Source organism: Leptospira terpstrae serovar Hualin str. LT 11-33 = ATCC 700639 (genome assembly GCF_000332495.1).
Taxonomy (GTDB): Bacteria; Spirochaetota; Leptospiria; order Leptospirales; family Leptospiraceae; genus Leptospira_A; species Leptospira_A terpstrae.
Genome location: NZ_AOGW02000006.1, coordinates 431,776 through 452,936 on the forward strand (window position 1 = coordinate 431,776; position 21,161 = coordinate 452,936).

The 21,161-nt window shown below is 38.5% G+C and carries 20 protein-coding genes; 9 read left to right on the forward strand and 11 right to left on the reverse strand.

Annotated elements, in window-relative coordinates; all coding sequences use genetic code 11:
• Positions 1-111: 111 nt before the first annotated feature.
• The 3 genes from dnaA to LEP1GSC203_RS04000 all read right to left on the reverse strand — a co-directional run bounded on the left by dnaA (position 112) and on the right by LEP1GSC203_RS04000 (position 3,514).
• A complete protein-coding gene (gene dnaA / locus LEP1GSC203_RS03990; protein ID WP_002972158.1) occupies positions 112-1,437 on the reverse strand; it encodes a chromosomal replication initiator protein DnaA in 1,326 nt (441 codons plus the stop codon).
• Positions 1,438-1,652: 215 nt separating this feature from the next.
• Entirely contained in the window at positions 1,653-2,585 is a 933-nt protein-coding gene (locus tag LEP1GSC203_RS03995) for a hypothetical protein (RefSeq protein ID WP_002972592.1), read from the reverse strand.
• A gap of 5 nt (positions 2,586-2,590) precedes the next feature.
• The gene (locus LEP1GSC203_RS04000) at positions 2,591-3,514 is read right to left on the reverse strand and encodes a branched-chain amino acid transaminase (protein WP_002972699.1); all 924 of its coding nucleotides are present in this window, start codon (positions 3,512-3,514) and stop codon (positions 2,591-2,593) included.
• Between the two features lie 170 nt (positions 3,515-3,684).
• Here LEP1GSC203_RS04000 and mnmG point away from each other — a divergent pair, with 170 nt between their 5' ends.
• Positions 3,685-5,559, forward strand: coding sequence for a tRNA uridine-5-carboxymethylaminomethyl(34) synthesis enzyme MnmG (mnmG, locus tag LEP1GSC203_RS04005; RefSeq protein WP_002972532.1), 1,875 nt, complete (start codon positions 3,685-3,687; stop codon positions 5,557-5,559).
• Positions 5,560-5,698: 139 nt separating this feature from the next.
• Here mnmG and LEP1GSC203_RS04010 read toward each other — a convergent pair whose 3' ends face one another.
• Positions 5,699-6,424 carry a hypothetical protein gene (locus LEP1GSC203_RS04010; protein WP_002972515.1) on the reverse strand — a complete coding sequence of 242 codons (726 nt, stop codon included), beginning with the start codon at positions 6,422-6,424 and terminating at the stop codon, positions 5,699-5,701.
• A 58-nt stretch (positions 6,425-6,482) separates the two neighbouring features.
• Between LEP1GSC203_RS04010 and LEP1GSC203_RS04015 the strand changes: the two genes are divergently transcribed.
• The 3 genes from LEP1GSC203_RS04015 to LEP1GSC203_RS04025 are packed head-to-tail and all read left to right on the forward strand — an operon-like array spanning position 6,483 to position 8,875.
• Entirely contained in the window at positions 6,483-7,226 is a 744-nt protein-coding gene (locus LEP1GSC203_RS04015) for an RsmG family class I SAM-dependent methyltransferase (RefSeq protein WP_002972389.1), read from the forward strand.
• Complete coding sequence (locus tag LEP1GSC203_RS04020; RefSeq protein ID WP_002972914.1) at positions 7,219-7,980, forward strand: ParA family protein; 762 nt, start codon at positions 7,219-7,221, stop codon at positions 7,978-7,980. The genes LEP1GSC203_RS04015 and LEP1GSC203_RS04020 overlap by 8 nt, the downstream gene beginning before the upstream one ends.
• 4 nt (positions 7,981-7,984) lie before the next feature.
• Positions 7,985-8,875: a ParB/RepB/Spo0J family partition protein gene (locus tag LEP1GSC203_RS04025; RefSeq protein ID WP_002972171.1), complete on the forward strand. Its 891-nt coding sequence runs from the start codon at positions 7,985-7,987 to the stop codon at positions 8,873-8,875.
• Here LEP1GSC203_RS04025 and LEP1GSC203_RS04030 read toward each other — a convergent pair.
• From LEP1GSC203_RS04030 to LEP1GSC203_RS04045, 4 genes are read right to left on the reverse strand one after another with little or no spacing between them, the layout of a single operon-like run.
• Positions 8,849-10,669, reverse strand: coding sequence for an ABC transporter transmembrane domain-containing protein (locus LEP1GSC203_RS04030; RefSeq protein WP_002972840.1), 1,821 nt, complete (start codon positions 10,667-10,669; stop codon positions 8,849-8,851). The genes LEP1GSC203_RS04025 and LEP1GSC203_RS04030 overlap by 27 nt on opposite strands.
• A gap of 4 nt (positions 10,670-10,673) precedes the next feature.
• Complete coding sequence (locus tag LEP1GSC203_RS04035) at positions 10,674-11,144, reverse strand: YaaR family protein (protein ID WP_002972235.1); 471 nt, start codon at positions 11,142-11,144, stop codon at positions 10,674-10,676.
• 8 nt (positions 11,145-11,152) lie between these two features.
• Positions 11,153-11,506, reverse strand: a complete 354-nt coding sequence (locus LEP1GSC203_RS04040) for a bactofilin family protein (RefSeq protein WP_002972551.1) — start codon at positions 11,504-11,506, stop codon at positions 11,153-11,155.
• On the reverse strand, positions 11,506-12,495 hold the full coding sequence (locus LEP1GSC203_RS04045; protein ID WP_002972343.1) for a M23 family metallopeptidase: 990 nt from the start codon (positions 12,493-12,495) through the stop codon (positions 11,506-11,508). The genes LEP1GSC203_RS04040 and LEP1GSC203_RS04045 overlap by 1 nt, the downstream gene beginning before the upstream one ends.
• Positions 12,496-12,600: 105 nt before the next feature.
• Between LEP1GSC203_RS04045 and LEP1GSC203_RS04050 the strand changes: the two genes are divergently transcribed.
• The 5 genes from LEP1GSC203_RS04050 to LEP1GSC203_RS04070 are packed head-to-tail and all read left to right on the forward strand — an operon-like array spanning position 12,601 to position 18,556.
• Positions 12,601-13,410, forward strand: a complete 810-nt coding sequence (locus LEP1GSC203_RS04050; RefSeq protein WP_039937106.1) for a TatD family hydrolase — start codon at positions 12,601-12,603, stop codon at positions 13,408-13,410.
• Positions 13,403-14,659, forward strand: a complete 1,257-nt coding sequence (serS, locus tag LEP1GSC203_RS04055) for a serine--tRNA ligase (RefSeq protein WP_002972706.1) — start codon at positions 13,403-13,405, stop codon at positions 14,657-14,659. The genes LEP1GSC203_RS04050 and serS overlap by 8 nt, the downstream gene beginning before the upstream one ends.
• 28 nt (positions 14,660-14,687) lie before the next feature.
• Positions 14,688-16,103, forward strand: a complete 1,416-nt coding sequence (locus tag LEP1GSC203_RS04060; RefSeq protein WP_002972416.1) for an OmpA family protein — start codon at positions 14,688-14,690, stop codon at positions 16,101-16,103.
• 42 nt (positions 16,104-16,145) lie between these two features.
• Entirely contained in the window at positions 16,146-17,003 is an 858-nt protein-coding gene (locus tag LEP1GSC203_RS04065) for a substrate-binding periplasmic protein (protein ID WP_002972940.1), read from the forward strand.
• 5 nt (positions 17,004-17,008) lie between these two features.
• Positions 17,009-18,556: a hypothetical protein gene (locus LEP1GSC203_RS04070; protein WP_002972654.1), complete on the forward strand. Its 1,548-nt coding sequence runs from the start codon at positions 17,009-17,011 to the stop codon at positions 18,554-18,556.
• 151 nt (positions 18,557-18,707) lie between these two features.
• Here the strand turns inward: LEP1GSC203_RS04070 and recR are convergent, their stop codons facing one another.
• From recR to dnaX, 3 genes are read right to left on the reverse strand one after another with little or no spacing between them, the layout of a single operon-like run.
• On the reverse strand, positions 18,708-19,316 hold the full coding sequence (gene recR, locus LEP1GSC203_RS04075) for a recombination mediator RecR (RefSeq protein WP_002972928.1): 609 nt from the start codon (positions 19,314-19,316) through the stop codon (positions 18,708-18,710).
• Entirely contained in the window at positions 19,294-19,665 is a 372-nt protein-coding gene (locus LEP1GSC203_RS04080) for a YbaB/EbfC family nucleoid-associated protein (RefSeq protein WP_002972536.1), read from the reverse strand. Before LEP1GSC203_RS04080 ends, recR begins: the two co-directional genes overlap by 23 nt.
• Positions 19,666-19,680: 15 nt before the next feature.
• The gene (dnaX, locus tag LEP1GSC203_RS04085) at positions 19,681-21,132 is read right to left on the reverse strand and encodes a DNA polymerase III subunit gamma/tau (RefSeq protein ID WP_002972428.1); all 1,452 of its coding nucleotides are present in this window, start codon (positions 21,130-21,132) and stop codon (positions 19,681-19,683) included.
• Positions 21,133-21,161 lie beyond the last annotated feature (29 nt).

Here is a 21,161-nt window from a genome sequence, read left to right on the forward strand (position 1 = left end):
TGTCAATATTTATGTCGCTTTGAACAGGTTGCGAGACATTTAAGGGACAATAAGAACTGACTATGTCCTATCGACAGTTTATCGACAGGTTGCAAGCGTGTTAATCACAGGTTATTGGAAGCTTATCTTGTGTTTGATGGAATGGAAAATATCTTCCCACTGAGAATCTGATTTCATACGTTCTTTGAATTTATCAATCCCGTGGATGACAGTAGAGTGTGTGGTCGAAAAAATCCGACCAATCTGCGCCTTAGGAACATGAAGGACGTCATGGAGGAGGAGCATACACAAATGCCTAGGAGGGATAAAATCTGCCTTTCTGCTTTTGCCGAGTAAATCCTTACGGGCGACATTCGTTCGTTCACAAACCAGATCAATGACCATGTCGGGACTGAACCCAATTCTTTTTTTATTGGTGAGAAATCGTGCTTCGGCAATTTCCTGGATTTTCTCTTCTGTCAGTAAAAAGTATTCATAGGCTTTTTTATACAAAACCAAATCGTTTACGATTCCAATGAGTGCTCGGGAATCACCTTCCAAACGTTCTGCAAGCCAAAGTAAAAGTTTGTCACTGGCCGGAATATTGAATTCGGAAAAATTAGCTCTTAATAGTTCAATGCGTAGGGCCAGGTCATGGGATTTGATATCTGCTTGGAGGCCATGTACAAATCGGGATTTGAGTCTTTCGTGTAACGGAAGTTCGTAACTTGGTCTATCTGATGCAATGACAATTTGGCGTTTTCTGTCATAAAGAAAATTGAATAGGGCAAAAAACTCTTCTTGGGTTTTTTCTGCCCCACCATTCAAAAACTGAATGTCATCAAAGAGTAAAACATTATAAGACTGATAACGAATTTTGAACGACTCAAGTGACTCACGATTGTTTTGACGGACTGTAAAAATAAATTCATTTAAAAAGGATGTGCTGTTTACGTAGCGAACAGTTTTCCAAGGATCCTTTTTTTTGATTTCGTTTCCGATCGCATGTAACAAATGAGTTTTTCCAACACCTACTGGTCCAAAGAGATAAAGTGGATTGTACTTTCCAGGTTGTTCCACCACACTTTTGGCTGCTGTGAAGGCAATGCGATTGGAATCGGAAGTGATATAATTGCTAAAAATAAATTCTGGATTTAGATCCGAGTCTGATTCATCAAATTTCGACTGAATGACTTCTTTAAAAATTTGGGAAGAGGCTTCTGTTTCTGCAAGGATGGAGACGTGAAAACGATCACCTACGACTTGGTAGACGGCATCTTCTATAAAACTCACATATTTTGTTTCCACATGCCGTTTGATTCCGCTTGAGGGAGCCATCAAGTGGACCACTTGGTTTTCCCATTTCTCGAATCGGAGCGGTGCAATGAAATTGGAAAAGTACTTGGGAGGTATCTGTTTCGATATTTCTTCTAAAATTTCTTCCCAACGTTTGTCCAAGTTTCCCGCCCTAAATGTGAAATCGGGTACTATACTTTTAGCAAGTAGGTAGAATTCAAATGAAAAATCGAGAAACGATCCAAACTAGAAAAAATAGTCGACGTTGATAAAAAAACTATGTCTCTTTATTGATTTGATAGAGATTGTCCGGTGAATGTTTGTTAGGTGATTTTTGTTCCAAATGCAACTTTTGCATTCTACGAATCGATTCTATCTTATGTAGCTAGTCTTAAAAAAAGTTGTGATAAAAGAACGTATTCTAAGGCAGGAATTTCATAATGTAACTTCATTTTGAAATCTAAAATGGCTTCGATTCTTCCTACATTGGCTTCAAAGTTTTTCTGTCTATACTCGTAGAGAAGTAAAAGACAAATCATTTCTAAAAAGTCAATTCCTGTGAGACCTTCTTTGTTGGATTTGAATTCTCCAAACTGATCGCGTACCCAGTTTTCCAATTTAAACAATAGAATAGAATCATGGCAATGTTCTCTGACGTTCTCATGCCACTCTTCTAAAAATTCATCAGCAATTTCAAATGGATTGAGAGATCCACCGTAGTAAAGTTTAGATTCAGAAATTTCATTTCTTCTGATTTTTTTGATTTCGTCTTGTGGGAGATAGTTGAAAGGAATACAAACCGATCTTGAGACAATGGTTTGTTTTAAGTTTCGAATGTCGTTGACGATGAGGATAAACTTTGTATGAGGCGGTGGCTCTTCTAAAGTTTTAAGAAGAGTAGTTTCCGCTTCGTTATTAATACGGTTGGCTTCTGGAAACAAAACCACTCGGTAATCGGATGTGTGAGGTTTGTAAGGAATACGAGAAGACAATAGCCAACGGATGGTAAAGTCTTCCGGATCTTTTTCTTTTCCTATCGCTATGTTTTTTCTTCTGGGAAACTGGATGAAGTCGGGATGGACACCTTTCATAAATTGGCGGCAAGAATCACAAACTCCGCAAGAGGTTCCTTCCAAACAAAGAAGTTGTCTTGCAAATCTTTCCGCAGCAATCCACTTCCCTACCCCATCTGGACCATGAAAGATAAGAGAGCCTGGAATTCTCGATCTATCTTTTACAAAAGATTTTAAATAAGTCAGTGCAACATCTTGGCCTGACACTTGGTCGAAAGAAAACAAAGTATCAGACATAGTGATTAGTATACCGGAGTGAGCCAGCTCATATAGTTCGGCTGTTCCCCACGAACTGCTTCAAAGAAAATCGATTGGATTTTTTTTGTGATGGGACCTATGTTTCCATCTCCAATGATCCTTCGATCTACTTCTTTTACCCAAGCGACTTGAACGCCTGTGCCAGAAAAAAATAATTCATCAGCAATGTAGAGTTCTGAACGTGCAATGTCTCTTTCTACTACTTGGTAACCCAAGTCTTTTGCAATTTGAATGATACTACGACGAGTGATTCCTTCTAAGATGGAAGAAGGAATGGTTGGTGTATGGATCACTCCATCACGAACAATAAATAGATTTTCCGCAGAACCTTCGGATACAAAACCTCTTGCATCCAAAAAGATTGCTTCATCCATTCCATTTTGTACGGCTTCTGATTTTGCAAGAGCTGAGTTTACATACCCACCACTGACTTTGGAAAGAGTGGGAATTTGGTTATCAGAAAATCTTTGCCATGAAGATACGATGGTCGTGAGGCCATTTTCTGTATCAAGATAGTCATCCAACTTCAAAGCATAAACTGTGATGTCCGCTTTCACATCGTGAAATCTAGGAGAGAGTTGTAAGGCAGAAGTATAAATGAAAGGCCTGAGATATATATTTTGTTTTGCTTCGTTTTTACGAAGCAGTTCCAAAATGATGGATTGGATTTCCTCTGGTGTGATTTTGATTTGAAGCTGCATGATCTTTGTGGAGTTGACAAGTCTCTTGCAGTGGTCAGGCAAACGGAAGACATAGAGATTTTTTTTAGCTTCATTGTAGTATCCGCGGATTCCACCAAAAACTCCGGTTCCATATTGTAAGGCATGGGTTTGGACACTGACTTTTGCGTCTTCGGAAGGAACGATCTTTCCTTCAAAGTATGTATAAGGGAATGAATTCTGAGCCATTGAGATTCCTATCCTTCCAATCTTCTGAAGTTTCAAAATTAGAAAATGAATTTTATCTTTTTTTCTCTCGAAGCTTAGGCCGATGGTTTTGATATCGTTCTAAAGAGTAGAATAAGAATGAAAACTCACCCTCGTTTTTGATACGAACGGAAACTATAAGAAGACATAATATGAATCCTTCCTTTTATCCCAACCAATTTGATTGTATCGTTGTCGGTGCCGGCCATGCCGGAACAGAAGCTGCCTATATTACTGCCAAGGCAGGACTCAAAACTCTCCTCATCACAATGAACTTAGATACCATCGGGCAGATGAGTTGTAATCCAGCCATTGGTGGAATTGCCAAAGGACATATGGTAAGAGAAGTGGATGCACTTGGCGGTCTTATGGGCCGAGTCATCGACCAAACTGGAATTCAATTTAAGATGTTAAACACATCGAAAGGTCCTTCGGTCTGGGCTCCGCGTGCGCAAGCAGAGAAGAAACAATACCAACTCATGATCAAACACCAGTTGGAAAAATTAAAAACTCTCTCTATCAGACAAGACACAGTGGAAGATTTGATCGTAGAAGGAAACCAAGTGACTGGTGTCATCACAGGTCGTGGATTTACTTTTTATACAAACCATGTGATCTTAACCACTGGAACTTTTTTATCCAGTGTGATTCATATTGGAACTTACCAAAAGGAATCGGGTCGTATTGGAGAACCAACTACCAAAGGACTCTCGCATACTCTGGCAAGATTTGAATTGAAACTAGGAAGATTGAAGACAGGAACTCCGGCTCGTGTTCATAAAAACTCCATTAACTTTGAAGGTCTTGATGTACAAGAAGGAGATGAAAACCCTCGTCCCTTTTCTTTTGCAACGAAGAAGATTGATCGCAAACAAATTCCTTGTTACATCACTTATACCAACGACACCACTCACGAACTGATCAAACAAAACTTAGAATTCTCACCTATGTATTCAGGTCAGATCAAAAGTATTGGACCCAGGTATTGTCCGTCCATTGAAGACAAAGTGGTTCGCTTCGCAGAAAGGGATCGTCACCAAATTTTTATTGAACCAGAAGGTTATGAAACCAACGAAATGTATCTCAATGGTGTATCCACAAGTTTGCCAGAGGAAGTGCAATGGAAGTTTCTTCGCAGCATCAAAGGTTTGGAAGAAGTGGAACTCATGCGTCCTGGTTACGCGATTGAATACGATTTTGTAGATCCAACAGAATTAAATCCAACTCTGGAAACAAAAAAAGTCAAAGGTCTCTACCATGCAGGCCAGATCAATGGAACCACTGGTTATGAAGAGGCAGCAGCACAAGGACTTGTCGCCGCATACAATGTGATTCGGTCTGTCAAAAAAGAAGAACCTATTCTTTTCAAACGAAGTGAATCTTATATCGGAGTCCTTGTTGATGATTTGGTTTATAAAGGAGTAGAAGATCCCTACCGAATGTTTACCAGTCGTGCGGAATACCGTTTGCTTCTTCGCCAAGACAATGCCGACCAAAGACTCATGCAGTATGGATATGAGATGGGACTTGTGGAAGAGTCACTCTACACGGATATGAAAGATCGTTACGCACGGATCGATAAAATCAAAACACAAATGTTTGTGACTTCGATGAAACCAACAGAAGAACTCACTAAGGTTTTAGAAGAGAGAAAGATTGAGAATTATAAATTCGGCCATACCGTGGCTTCTTTTTTGAAACGCTCAGATATCAAAATCAAAGATATCGAACCGATTCTTTCTGATCTAGAATCCTTGAACGAAGATGAGAAGGCAGTACTTGAGATGGAAGTCAAATACGAAGGGTATTTAAAACGAGAGTTGGAAACCATCGAGTATCGTAAGAAGTTTTTAAACTTCCAGATTCCTTCTGATTTTGATTACGCAAGTGTGAAAGGTTTAAAGACAGAGGCTGTGGTGAAGTTAGAAAAACATAGACCTATGAATCTGGAAAATGCCCTTCACATTTCTGGTGTGGATCCGTCGGATGTAGATTTACTTCTCTATCATTTGGTGGACAGACGATAGAAAATAGATAACCTCCTCCAATGTTTTCGCATAAAAAAACCAAGAAGGTCTTAACTTCTTGGTTTCTACTTTCAAACTCTTATTAAGCTTCTTTTGTATTCAAGAAATCAATTCTCACAATCTACAGTTTAGATTTTCATTAATCGTAAACGAGGACGTGGGTCTTTTCTAGAATCCAGTTGTCTCCTTGTTTCACGTGAAACGAATGGGACTCCAAACTTCCATCTGCTTTGTATTTGAGTTTATGCACACGTCGGTTCTCACCTTGAAAGAATTCCCTTTCGACGAGATTTCCTTTCGTATCAAATTTGAAGTGAATCTCCCCGAGTCCCTTTTTTTTGTCATCGGTTAGGTATTGAATTTGAACATTCGGACGTTTCGGATCCATCTGAAAGCGAAAGGATTCATTATCTTTCGTTTCTAAATTTTTACCCTCTGCTGCAAAAACATTACCTTCTCCATCACTCTCAATGGAATAGACTATTAGCAAACGACCTTCTCCATCTTTGATATTCATCTTTTTCAAAGCACGTCCTTTGAATTGAAAATCCTTTCTCTCTACTAAGTGTCCACCGTTGTCATAAACTTCTTCACTAGAGACAAGTCCATCGGTGTAACGAAAGGTTGTTTTCCCATCGCCCTTACCTTCTTTATCAGAATATGTTTCGCTGATTAATTTTCCGTCAGAGTTGTATTCATATTCTGCGACATAAACCACCTGCCCTTCTGCATTGCGGACTATTTCTTTATTCGGAACTTTTTTAATCTTTTTAAAAAGATAGGCATCTTTGTGGGACCACTTGCCAGGTGTGTAACCTAAAATAGGAAAGGAAAGGATGATTAAAAAACTAATGATTCGAATCATGGAAAAGAGTTCTCCTACAGGAGACATCGGCGAATTCATTTAAAACGATAACGAGATTATGTCAGAAAAAACGATCCAAGAAGAAATCCAATCTATCATCCCTAATCTTTTTCCCACTCTCGAACCTGAGTTTGACTGGGAACTTGTGAAGAATTTTTATGAGTTTCTCAAACGAGACAATGAGAAAGGAGGATTCTTTTCACGAAACGATTCAGAGAAAATACTAGAGAGACATATTTTGGAATCTTTGATCTTTGTTTGGAAGTTAAAAAGCACAGGATATGTTTCACGTGAAACGAACATTGCGGATGTCGGAACTGGGCCCGGTCTTCCCGGCTTTCTATTTGCCCTTTTAAAAAAAGCACCCCATGTCTTTCTCGTCGATTCCCAGAAGCGTAAGTTGGCATTGTTGGAAACTGAAATTGAGTCAGGCAGTCTTTCGAAAGTGAAAAAGCGAGTGGAGTTTATCTACGCACGCACAGAAGAGATTAATTCTAATTTTGATGTAGTCACTTCAAGAGCTATGGTTCCTTATCCCTACATTGCGGAAGTTACGACAAGGATGGTGAAATCAAAAGGTATATTATGTCCCTTTCTTGCGCAACCATACCAGGATTTGGAAAAGGAAACTGAAGTATTAAGCAACAATGGTTTCCTTTTGAAAAAAGAAATTCCCATTCCCGAATTAGAGTTTGTGGGAAAGAGACATATCAAAATACTGCAAAAGAATTCCCTTCCTAAAAAGGGATATCCCCGCGACTGGAAAGAAATCGTAAAGGAGACTAAAAGCAAGAATGGGTAAAATCGTTTCTATCAGTAACCAAAAAGGTGGAGTCGGTAAAACGACCACGGCGATTAACTTGGCATCCAATCTTGTTGATCTAGGAAAGAAAGTACTTCTCCTCGATATTGATCCGCAAGGAAACTCAGGCTCTGGTCTTGGGTTGGAAGTGCAGTCATTACATAAAACAACTTATGAAGTTTTGATTGGAGAACTTTCCGCAAGAGAAGCGGTTCAAAAAACTTTTGTAAACAATCTAGATATCATTCCTTCGAACATCAATCTCTCAGGATTGGAAGTCGACTTTCTTGGAATGGATAAAAAGGAATTCAAATTGAAAGATGCATTGGCATCGATCAAAGAATCTTATGATTATATATTAATCGATTGTCCCCCTTCTCTTGGTGTTCTTACGATCAACGCTCTTTGTGCTTCTCAGTCGGTGATGATCACTTTGCAAACAGAATACTTTGCACTCGAAGGACTCTCCCAGTTGATGCGAATTATTTCTCTCGTACAGTCGCAGTGGAATCCGTCCCTCGCACTCGAAGGAGTACTTCTCACGATGTATGACAAACGAACTAACTTAGCTAACCAAGTTGCAGAAGATGTTCGTAACTACTTCAAAGAAAAAGTTTATGAAACTGTCATTCCACGAAATGTAAAATTATCAGAAGCCCCTTCCTTTGGAAAACCGATCAACTATTACGATCCCGATGGTGTAGGTGCTAAAAGTTATAAAAGTTTAGCGGAAGAAATTGTAGGGAAGGCATAAGGTTATGGCACTCGGCAAAGGTAAAGTTTTAGGAAGAGGACTTGGGAATTTAATTCCCGTAAATGAAAATAACGTAGAGATTTCGAAAGACGAACAGAGTGGTCTTAGAGAAATCAAAGTCACTGAAATTTTACCAAACCCACACCAACCAAGAAAACAATTCTCTGATGCATCCATCCAAGAACTTTCAAACACGATTGTAGAACATGGAGTGATCCAACCTATCGTTGTACAAAAAAATCCTGCTGGATCGGGATTTCTTTTGGTGGCAGGGGAAAGAAGGTTACGAGCTTGCAAACTAGCAGGCTTTGCCAAAATACCGGCAATTGTTCGAGACATTTCCGAAGCTGATATGATGGAATTAGCTCTCATCGAAAACATCCAAAGAGAAAACCTCAATCCAATGGATGAAGCATTGGCTTACCAAGCTATCATCGACAAACGCGGGTTAAAGGTAACGGATCTTGCCACTCGTGTGGGAAAAAACCGGGCTACGATTTCCAATTTAATTCGACTTTTGTCTTTACCAAAACCATTACAAGATTGGGTGAAGGAAGGAAAACTTTCGGAAGGCCAAGCGCGTCCCCTTCTCTCCATCCCTGATTCTAAAAAACAATTTGAAGTGGGTCAAAAGGTAATCGCAGAAGGTTGGAATGTTCGCGAAGTAGAAAATTATGTTTCTAATCTTTTGAACCCTGATAAAAAAACCAAATCAGTGGGTCCTGACAGACGGGATGCGAGTATCGTAAAGTTAGAAACAAAACTTAGAAATAAATATAGTTCCAAAGTGGAAGTGGCTCACAATGAAACGAATGGAAAAGGTAAGATTGTTTTTTCTTACGCTAATATTACCGACATGGAAAGAATCTTAGAGCAACTCGGTGTGAAACTGTAGTTTCGCCAATCTTTCATACAATTCACTTTTTTTCATGAGTTCGTCATGTGTGCCGACGGACTCAACCTCCCCTTCCTTAATCACTACAATCTGATCCGACTTCACAACGGTCGAAAGCCGATGAGCGATCATGATGGTAGTTCTTTCTTTCACTAAAAAATCCAAAGCACGTTGGATCATTTGTTCTGATTCGGAATCGAGAGCCGATGTGGCTTCATCTAAAAGAAGAATTCTTGGGTTACGTAGTATGGCTCTTGCAATGGCAATTCTTTGTTTTTGTCCACCGGATAGCCTTGTCCCTAAATGTCCCAAATTACTTTCATAACCCTCAGGGAGTTGGTTAAGAAATTCTGTTACGTAAGCGTTCTCTGCAGCTTTTTGAATTTCTTCAAAACTAGCATTTGGTTTTCCATAAGCTATATTCTCACGTAAACTTCCGCTAAAGAGAATGGGTTGTTGGGGAACAAAACCAATCAGAGATCGTAAATCTTTAAGAGTCAGGTCTTTCAGATCTAACCCTTCAATGAGTATTCGACCTTGGGTCGGATCATAAAACCTAAGGATAAGTTCAAAGAGAGTACTCTTTCCTCCGCCGGATGGACCAACAAGTGCAGTAGTTTTATTTGCAGGAATTTCTAAATCAATTCCTTTGAGTGCTTGGTGGTCTGGTCTAGATGGATAAGAAAAAAATAGATTTTCTAAATTGATTTTTAGGCCATTACGCTTGGAGGAACCATTGGAGGAATGGTTAACTTCAGTGATCTTTAAAATTTTAGAGATTGGAGTAGGAGTGAGAGAATCTTGAATTTCCGATTCGGAAAGTAGAAGTTCCATTAAACGTTCCGTAGCACCGGCGGCTCTTTGCAGATCACCTAATACTTCTGAGACGGCACCTACACTATTGGCTACCATGATGGCGTAAAATGAAAATGCGATCAGTTCCCCACCCGTGATTTTTCCTTCCAATACGTCGGTTCCACCGATCCAGAGCATCACACTAATTCCTGTGAGGATAAAAAGAATCACAGCGGCAATGAGAAGTGCTCTTTGTTTGATACGGGAAACTGCGACAGCAAATGTGTCCTCTACCGTCTGCGTAAATTTCTGTATGTCAACTTCTTGGTGGTGAAAGGATTGCAGGATTTTTATATTGAGAAGGGACTCACTGACATAAGTTCCAATGTTTGCAATTTTATCCTGAGTGCTACGGGAAAGGTTACGTACTTTTTTTCCGTAATACAAAATGGGAAACACAATGAAGGGAACACTGAGAAGGACAATCATGGAAAGTTTTGCATTTGTGATAAAAAGGAAAATGATTCCTCCCACAAACATCAAAATATTACGTAGGGCAATCGAAGCTGAGGATCCAATCACAGTCTGGATGAGTGTGGTATCGGTTGTAATTCGAGATTGAATTTCGCCAGGGGAATTGGTTTCAAAAAAACTAGGATGGATGAAGATGATATGTTTGAATACATCTCTCCGAATGTCAGAAGCAACACGTTCTCCTATCCAAGAAACTGTGTAGTGACGAATGTAAGTTCCGATCGCAAGAAGGATCCCGACTAAAATGATAAAGGCGAGAGAGTAACCTAATTCCTCTTTGGATCTAGCGGAAAATCCAGCATCCACCAAATGACGTAATCCTTGTCCGAGACCTAAAGTTACCCCTGCTGTAAAGAGTAAGGCAAAGGAAGAAAGAGCCATTTGGAATCTATAGGGTTTTAGGTAAGAAAAAGTTTTAGAGAGAACGCGGATGTTTTTCGACTTTGGCCGATCAGGTGTTTGCAAAGAATTATCCTTTTAGATCAATAAGTAGACCTCTGATTTCATCCAATTGTTTCAAAATTACGAAGGCACTGTTGTTTGGAGAAAACATAGTTTTTGCAAGTAAGTCCAATTTCTCATCTACTACTTTTACATAACGAACATCTTTTTGGTCATTGCGTCCTCGTTGAGGGGCTTGCATTACTTTGTAGTTTTTTTTAAGAATGAGCTCTGCAATTTGTTTGATGTGTTTTTTGTAGGACTCGAGGTTTTTGTGGTTAGGATCTTTGATGAGTTCTTTTTCTAAATCAGGAAGGTCTTTCCAAAGTTCATTTAGTTCTCTCGTTTCTTCTTTTCCTGCGGGGACGATGGATTCTAAAATATCTAAAAAACTTTGTTTGGCTTCATCAACAGATCCGAGACTGCCTGTGAGTTTTTCTTTGGACCCTTTTTTTGCCTGAGTGGATACCGACTTTGGGTTGTTGTTTTGGATGATCATAAACCCGCCTAATGACGAGTGGGATTAATCGTGCATTTTCCGTGAAACACTACACCTTCTTCGACAATCAGACGAGGAGTGACAATATCCCCTTCCAATCGACAGCTAGAAAGTAATGTAACTCGTTCCGTTGCATAGATGTTCCCTCGGATTTCTCCTCCGGCAACTACCACACGTGCTTTGATATCTGTATCGACGATTCCTGACTTTCCTATAAGTACCTTTCCGGTGGTTTCGAGAACACCGCGAAATTTTCCATCGATACGAATTAGGCCTGGAAATTTGAATTCACCTACGAACTCGGCGCCTTCTCCAATGATGCTATTAACTAAAAATTCTTCTTCTGTGGATGGATTGGACATTATTCTTGAATTTGGTTGAGAAACGAAAACGGATTCAACGCTTGGGTACCAACATGTACTTCATAATGAAGATGGTAAATCGGATTTTCTGGTGATTTTCCAACATAACCTAGGATGTCGCCCTTGGAGAGTTTTTCATTTTTCTTAACACGAATTCTGTCGAGGTTGGAGTAAATTGTTTTCCATCCAAACCTGTGAGATAGTTTCACATAATATCCAGTGGCAGGTGAATACCCTGTATCAAATACAATGCCAGGAGCCGTTGCAATGACTTCTGCACCAGGGAATGATCCAATGTCTAACCCTCGATTGATTTCTTCTTTGCCAGTGACAGGAGAGATATAATTTCCAAACGGAAACAATACATATCCTTTGGTTGGCCAAATGGAAGGAGTGTTTCGAATGATACTCTTTCTTTTTTTGATGAGTTTGATGATCTCTTCTGAAAGTTCTGATGATAATTTTAAATTGTGAATATCTTCTTTGATGCGAAAGGATTCATCCGTAATGTCGGACTGCGGTGTTCCTTGTAATGCGAGAAATTGTCCCGCCTGTCCACCCATCCCTTTAGAAACACGAGAAGGATCACCACCTAATTTGATGTAGAGATTGGAAATTCTTTCGTAGTAGTATTGGATGGTTTCATGAAGGGAATTTACTTCTTCCTTCATCTTAGAGGATTGTCTAATAAAGTCTTTGTTGGTTAAATTGAGTTCCGTGAGTTGGTGGATGGAACCACTATGTGATAAAACATTCACAGCACTGATCACAAGAAGGATGACCATGATTCCAATAAAGATGGAAATGGCTTTGTAGGAGATGACAAAGTTAATGGTTTTGCGATCGGTATGAGGAATGACCATAATGGTCAGACGTTCACGGCCTTTTTTGTCCAGGTCCTCATAACGTTGGGATAACTTAAGCTTCCATTCCTGGACTTTATACCGCAAACGGTAAAAAATTAAATGTAGTCTTTGTTTTACTTCCACGTTCTTTCGAGACCTTCGACTATTTAAACAAAACTTAATGCACCCACTATATCTTTCGATTGAATTTTCATTTTCAACCAGTGGAAATTACAAATCTTGCTATTTATGGGATATTCAACCATCGACACACACTGCCACTTAGACATAATTCGAGAACAAGGCCAAGAGATTGAAGAAACACTGGCGAAATCCCGAATGGCCGGAGTAGACCGAATGGTGCAAATTGGTATTGATTTGCCTAGTTCTAAGGAAGCTGTTCGTATTTCGGAAACTCATTCCACCAAAGACTTAGAGATTTTTTATTCAATCGGTTGTCATCCTACAGAAACTCATGAATTCCCTAATGCAGACCAAATTTTAGATTTAGCAAAATCCCGAATGAATGATTCAAAATTTTCAGCGATCGGCGAGATAGGTGTCGATTTGTATCATGATGCAAGTACTCGTTTAGCGCAGAATGAAGTACTTCGAAAGTTTTTACAATTTTCGTCTGATTATAAATTACCAGTTGTGATTCATTCTCGTGATGCCTTTGCAGATACTTATGAAGCACTGAAAGAATACAAAACTAAAGCCTTTGGAGTGATTCACTGTTTTACCTATGATTATGAAGCTGCCAGACAATTTGTAGATTTAGGTTACTATGTTTCTTTTTCTGGGATTGTTACGTTTAAGTCTGCCACAGATATCCAAGAAGCAGCACGGAAAATTCCTTTAGAAACAATTCTTATAGAAACAGATGCACCATTTCTTTCTCCAATGCCACACCGAGGAAAAAGAAATGATTCCTCACATCTTCCTTTTGTATTAGAAAAGATGTTTTCGTTACGTACTGAAACCAATGCAGAAGTATCAGATCGTATTTATCAAAATTCCATAAAATTCACAGAAAGAAAGGCCTATCACCATGCTTGATATCAACCGTATTGTCCAAAACCCAGAAGAATTACTTTCCACCTTACAGAAGCGAGGTGTCGCTTCTACAGACATTGAAGCTAAAATCAAATCTGTTTCCGAAAAACAACGTAAGTTAAAATTGGAAGTGGAGGACCTACGTGCGGAACGAAACCGAGTATCGAAAGAAATTGGAATCCAAAAATCACAAGGCAAAGACATAACTGAGATTTCTGCTTCCATGAAAGGTGTGGGAGATCGGATCAAAGCCATTGAAGAAGAACTCACCAAAGAAGAAGAATCCTTACACGAACTCAATTTAGGTCTACCGAACTTACTCGATCCCTCTGTTCCAGAAGGAAAATCGGAAGCAGACAATGTTCTAATCCGAGAGTGGGGTGAGGTTCCGAAACTTACTTATGAAGCAAAAACTCATTTTGATATTGGAGAAAAATTAGGGATTTTTGATTTTGAACGCGGAGTGAAACTTTCAGGTGCAAGGTTTTATACCTACCGCGGTCTTGGTGCCAAATTAGAAAGGGCACTGATGAACCTAATGCTTGATACTCATACTTCAGAAAATGGATATGAAGAGATGTGGGTTCCCGTTCTTGTGAATGATGAATCCATGACGGCAACCGGTCAGTTGCCAAAATTTGCTGAGGATTTTTATAGACTTGAAAAAGATGGACTCAATTTGATTCCCACTGCAGAAGTTCCGCTCACCAATTACTACCGAGATGAAATCATTTCGGAAAAGGAACTTCCAATTTCCGTTTGTGCTCATACTTCTTGTTTTCGTAGAGAAGCAGGTTCTTATGGTCGCGATACAAGGGGACTAGTTCGTGTGCACCAATTCCAAAAAGTGGAACTAGTTAAATTTGTAGAACCGGAGACCTCACATGCTGCACATGAAAAAATGCTCCAGGATGCGGAATCAATTTTGCAAAAGTTAAAACTTCCTTATCGTGTAATGTTACTTTGTAGTAAGGATATGTCTAGTGCCTCTTCTAAAACTTATGATATTGAAGTTTGGATGCCTGGACTTGGTCGATTTATGGAAATTTCTTCTGTTTCTAACTTCAAAGACTATCAAGCAAGACGCGGAAAAATTCGATACAAGTCAAAGGAAGGAAAAAACCTGCTCGTCCATACTCTGAATGGTTCCGGTCTTGCCATCGGTCGAACACTCGCGGCAGTGATCGAAAATTATCAATCAGCGGATGGAACCTTCCAAATTCCGGATGTATTAAAACCATACATTCGATAAAATTTAGGGCAGATGACCGAGGTGTCAAATGCCCTATTCCTTTTTATCTCCTTTCTTCCAAACAATCCGATTTGTTTTCCAAACGAAAGAAACGCTATTCTATAAAATACAATTTGGCTGTGGAATTTATCCGTTATACGGAAAATCACTCTTCGTGGGAGGTTATGCGAATTACGCTTATTACGTACTTTGGATTGGCCTATTTTTAAATACCCTTTTTTCCCCACTTTCCCTTCATAGCCAAACAAGAAATACAGAGGTTAGTTTAGTCGTTGCTCCCATCCAAGGACCTATCAATACAGAGTTTCAAGAATTTGGTCCTACGATGACTCCTGATGCTAAAACATTGTATTTTTATTCCAAACGATCCAGTCGTGGTTACACTGAGATTTTTAAATCAGAACGAAAAATAGATGGCACCTGGGATTTTCCAGAAGAAGTCGATGTTTTAAATTCACCTTTTGATGATCAAAGTCCATTTATTACAAGAGATGGAAAAATGCTATTATTGTCTTCAAACAGAGATGGTTCCGTAGAAGTTATGTTACCAGATGGAAAGGTGGGTATTTCTAGAGATTTGTATGTTTCCAATTGGAATGGAAATTCATGGAGCAAACCAGTTGCCTTGCCAAATGCAATCAATACAGAAGAAATAGAAGAAAATCCTCATCTACTGGGCGACACTTTACTTTTTACCAGATACCCTTTTGGTAAACCAAATTTAGCAAAAGTTTACTTTAGCCAATTTAAAGACAATGTTTGGTCCAATCCTAAACCATTACCTTCACCAATTAATGATAATTATGCGACTATTGCGGCAGCATTCAATGACGATGGTAGAATTCTTTTTTTCTCATCCAATAGACCCGGAGGGTTTGGTGGTTTTGATTTGTATATGGCCAAAATTGATGGTGATACATTTAAAGACATTGAGAACCTTGGTGCAGCTATCAATTCAACAGATGATGAAGCATATATAGTTTTCCAACAGGTAAAAAAAACATTTCTCTTTTGTCGAAGAGTAGAAGGTAGATCCTTTGATTTGTTTACAGCATCTGTTCCCAAACAAGAGAACATAGTGCAAAAGAAACTCGAAGAAACGAAAAAAATCTCTTTGGATTCGGTATACTTTGAACGTGCTTCTTCAGTCTTAAAACCTGAATCGTCAGCTCCTTTAGATGCGATTGTTGACTACATGCATGAAAATTCTACGAAAAAAATGAAAATTATTGGTCATACAGATTTAACGGGAACCTTTGAAGATAATATGGTTCTTTCAAAAGAGCGAGCAAATTCCGTAAAACAATATTTAGTCTCTAAAGGTGTGGATCCAAACCGAATATCAACTGATGGGAAGGGTCCGACGCAGCCGATGGTGGAAGGGACGGATGAGGCATCCTCTAAAAAAAATCGAAGAACAGAATTTGTACTAATTGATCCTTAATTTTTCCTTGCCGTTTCTATTTCCAGAGAAAAGGTAGTGGGGATGTTGCCTCTTCTCAGGATCCATTTTTTTGGGTTAGTTTCCTTTTCTGTATTTTTCTTTTCAGTTTCTCTTTCTGGAGAATCAAGCCAGGTATTAGAGAAGATTAAAAAAACAAAAACTCTCACAGTTTCAGTAAATGAATTTTATGATCCTTTTTATATTGAAAATCCAAATCCAAACTTTCCCGGACTGGATGTTGAGTTAGCACAAGAGTATGCAAAATTTCTCGATGTAGATTTAAAAATCATTCCACTTCGTACTTTTGATCAACATGCAAGGATGTTAGAGAAAGGTGATACACAAATTGCTATGGCTGGAATTTCCTCTTCCATCAATCGGTTTAGAGATGTTTATTTCACAGACCCATATCTGATTTCTACGCCGGCAGCTTTAGTTAATCGGACTGCACTCCCACCAGAACGGGAAGGACAAATTGTGACCGTGCAGTTGTTTCGTAATTTAAATGACCTAACAAACATTACGGGAATTTCTTATTCTGTGCTCGCAAACAGTTCTAACCATCTTTTTTTAAGAGATGCTTTTCCTAAAGCTCAGATTTTTTCTTATTTTACGAACGAAGCTGCTCTAAATGAATTAAAGAAAAATAATGTAAATGCATTCGTTGCAGATTCATTTTATATCCAAGCTCTTTTACAAAAAGATTCTTCCTTAAGAGCTAACTATTTACCAATTTTGGGTGTCGTGCAAGAAGATCATATTAGCATGGCTACTGCCAGACGAGATGTTGAATTTTTATATAACTTAAATTTTTTCATTAAAGAACTGAAACGTACAGGCAAAATTCAAATTTTAATTAATAAGTATTTTAAATCCAATCAATGGGTGAAAAAAGAATAAAGTCGATGTCATTACGAAATTTTCTTTTTATTAGTATACTCTCTGTTCTTATTCCTTCGGGTTTTTTATTAGCGCAAGAAGAATCACAAAGAACCTTTATGAATTTTAATGGTTCCTTTCGTGTTCGTGCTACAAACGTCGGTCGTGATGTATTACTTGAACGAAAAACACCCGTTACCCCAATTAATAATCTTGAAAAAGAAAATGCAGAACGCCAACAAACAGAACAACAAACCATACAATCTGATTTAGAAAGAAGGCAACAAGGATTACCTAGTCAAATCACACGTAGAAAGGAAGACGTTAGTTATTACGATTCTCGTTTTTTATACAATATGAGTTTTTCCGCAAATAAGTATGTGGAAGGGGTCTGGGGTATGCAGGTTGGTGATATTCCCTTTGGTGGAAAAGGATTACGTGCAACTGGACCCGATGGTTTTGATCCTGGTTTGGTTGGCCCTGGAGCCGGAGGGGAAAGAGGAAGAACCGCTGCGGTCAATGTACAAACAAACTTTTTGTATTTAAACTTTAGAATTCCGGAATCAGGACTTTTTATAAAAGTGGGACAACAACTTTTTAGTTCTGCGCAAGGGCGTGTGTTGTTTTCTACAGGAACAGGCGTTAGTATTTTGAAAAATTTTCAATTTTTGCGTTTGTCTTTGGAGGGTGGAATTTTACGAGCACGTGACCAAAGTTTTATGGATGTGGATAAAAATGGATTCGCTGATAAAAACTATCAAAGTTCCAATATTTATTACAATCGCTTGAAGTTTGAATACTTTCGAAACATTCGTAATGAAGTGTATGCCTATTTTTTAGATGATAACGACAAGTCTGATAATGAAACAGCGAGACTTGCTTGGTATGGGATGCACAATGAGTTCAATTTTCAAAAATTTTCCTTCATCGTTCATGGAATTCTGAATACAGGAACTGTTAAAAAATTACGTGCTGTAACAGATACCAATGACGTCACGGTTTACAATACTACTCAAAGGCATTTTATCAAAGGTGGAATGTATGATTTCCAATTTACCTACCGATGGAGCGAATCTTTAAATTTTAATTTAATTGCTCTAGGTACAACAGGAAGGCCAGGTTACGATGAAAAGGGACAGGAAGCTAACTTAAAAGGAAATGGGTATAGAACCTTAGCACCTAGATTTTCCATTTCTAATATTGCAACAGACTTTATTGGTGGTTATGCATTGTTTAACGGATCTAGTTTTTCTGGATTAAATGAATATGGTTTTTATTCGAACATTATTGCCTTTGGTCCTTATCAATTTACGTTGGGTTATTATCAGTTGTGGGCTACTAAATCTCCCGAAATTCGTATCAATCGAGAATTCAGTGAGCTGAATGGATATAAAACATCCACTTATATGGGAATGGAATATAATTTTAATATTCGTTACAATGTTACTTCAGACTTCCAAATCATTTTTCGTTCTGGTTACTTCGTTGCAGGCGATGCGTTATTTGTTTTGTTAGATTCCAAATATGGTCGTGTATTAAGAGAGGGATTTATTGTATTTGAACATAGATTCTAAATACAATTTTATTTTCCGCGTTTTACAAACTAAAGATAGATTCAAATTCCATTTTTGGAATCAAGGTTTGTGAAACCTTACATTCTTTCGTATCTTTTATCAGAAATGAAAAAATAATTTATAAATGGAAACTTCTTTCTGAATCAATCAATTACAAAGTAAGTCTAGATTTGATGGCTTTTCCCAGAGTGTATTGGTCAGAATATTCTAAGGTTCCTCCAATCGTAATCCCGTGGGCAATTCTTGTAATTTTAATTTCCATTGGTTTGATTACTGTAGAAAGATAAGAAGCCGTGGCATCTCCTTCAAGTGTGGGATTGGTTGCAATGAGCACTTCTTTTACCCCCGTATCTTCTAGTCGTTCGATCAACTGGCGAATTCGCAATTGATCAGGACCAATTCCATCTAGTGGAGAGATAGCACCATTCAGTACATGGTATTTGCCAACATATTCTTTTGTATTTTCTATAAAGAAAATGTCTTCCGGTTGTTCTACCACACAAAGAATTCCGTTATCTCTTCTATCAGACAAACAGATGGAACATACAGGATCTTCTGTGAGACCTCCACATTCATCACAAAACCGTAGTTTTGCTTTAGCTTCTTCGATATTAGATAGCCATGCTCTGAATGTAGAAGGATCCATACGTAAAATATGAAATCCAATTCTTGTGGCACTTTTTTTTCCAATTCCGGGAAGACTAGAAAAGGATTGGATTAGTTTTTGAAATTGTGGGTCAGACAGGGGGAAACCCTCCATCCTTTTGGAGTTGGTTGAAAACACCTTCAAAATCACTTGGGTTGAAGCCGAGGACATTTTTCATCTCATGAGCCATCGTTTCTTTGGCTTTTCTTTGCACTTCATTCGTTGCGGAAAGAATCAGATCTTCCAACATTTTTTTGTCTTCTGCATTGAACATGATCGGATTAATAATTATATTTGCAAGTGTTCCATCAGCGGAAGCTGTCACTTCCACCATACCTGCTCCCGCAGAGGCAGAAACGCGAATTTGAGCCAGTCGCTTTGAAAGCTCTTCTTGTTTTTCTTTGATGTTTCCGATCTGCGAGAAAGCTTCTCGCATTTGTTTCATTTGATCAAAAATTCCCATACTTACCTTTTGGACTTATAAATTCTTAAATTGTTTGGGATCTACTTCCATTCCTGAAAACTTTTCTTTTAAAAGTTTTTCCATATCTTCAGAAGCTGCTGGATTTGCTGTCGCTTGTTTTTGCGTTGAAGGTAGTTCTTGTTTTGGAGGATTCGGTTTCGTATCGAAATCTATATTTTGTTTTGGTTTTTCTGCCAGCGATTGCGTAGGTTCTGTCTTTTGTTGACTTGTTGTGGCTACAGGCGGTGTTTGCTTTTTTGTCAGGTCTACGTTTTCCGGAATATGAGAAATATCACCTTGAACTAGTTTGGTGAGCTCGGAAATTTTTGCGAGCAAACCGGAAACACTTGGTTTTTCACGATCTAAGATCAATTTACGAAATTGAATTTCTAAATAAACTTTCATTTCGTAAGAGCTACGAAGTTTCATTAAATTCAACTTTTCATGAATTGAAAATATTCTTTCAGCAAGTAAAACTAAAACTTCGCGATCTAATTCACGGTAGTTTTGTTTTAGCTTTTGTAAGTCTTCTTGTGGAATGTTAATTGATTCCCTATCTGCTAGGTTGTCTTTGATGAGAAGAAGGGAATTTAGAAATTCAATAAAGTCCCAAACAAATTTACTCAGGTCAATTCCTGCTTGAAAAAGATTTTCAAGAGTTTCAAAAATTTGGGCACTTTGGGAAGAGTCGAGAAGTTGGTTTAAAAAATCGGTAAAAGTATCAATTCCATGATACCCAATCATTTTTCTGAGTTTAGCACCAGTTAGATTGCCGTCAGTAAAGATCACCGCTTGTTCCATAAAGGAAAGTGTGTCTCGAACAGAACCATCGCCTTTTTTTGCGATCCAGAATAAACCTTCCGAATCGTATTTTAACCCTTCTTTTTCGCATAGTGTTTCGATATAGTTTTGTAAAACGGTTACTGGGACTTTTCGAAAATGAAAGTCTTGGCAACGAGACAAAATGGTTTCTGGAATTTTATGATATTCGGTCGTAGCTAAAATAAATACAACATGCGCCGGTGGTTCTTCCAAAGTTTTCAGTAGGGCATTGAAAGCAGCCCCACTTAACATATGCACCTCGTCCAAAATATAAACTCGGTACTTACCACCCATGGCATTGAATTTTACATTTTCACGTAGTTCACGTATATTATCCACACCACTATTAGAGGCAGCATCAATTTCAAATACATCATTTGAATTTCCTTTTGTGATTTCTAAACAGGAAGTGCATTCATTACATGGTTCTACTCCATCTGGTCTCTCGCAATTCAGTCGTTTGGCGAGAATTCTTGCTATGGTAGTTTTTCCAACTCCACGTGGTCCAATGAAGATATAGGCATGTCCGATTTTTTTAGACTTAAAGGCATTTTGTAAAGACCCAACTGCGAGGTCTTGGTAAATCACATCGCGAAAAAATTGGGGTCTATATTTTCTAAAGAGTACTTGGTGGTTTTCGCTCATGTAAGTCCGTATCAAAATCCAGTTTTATG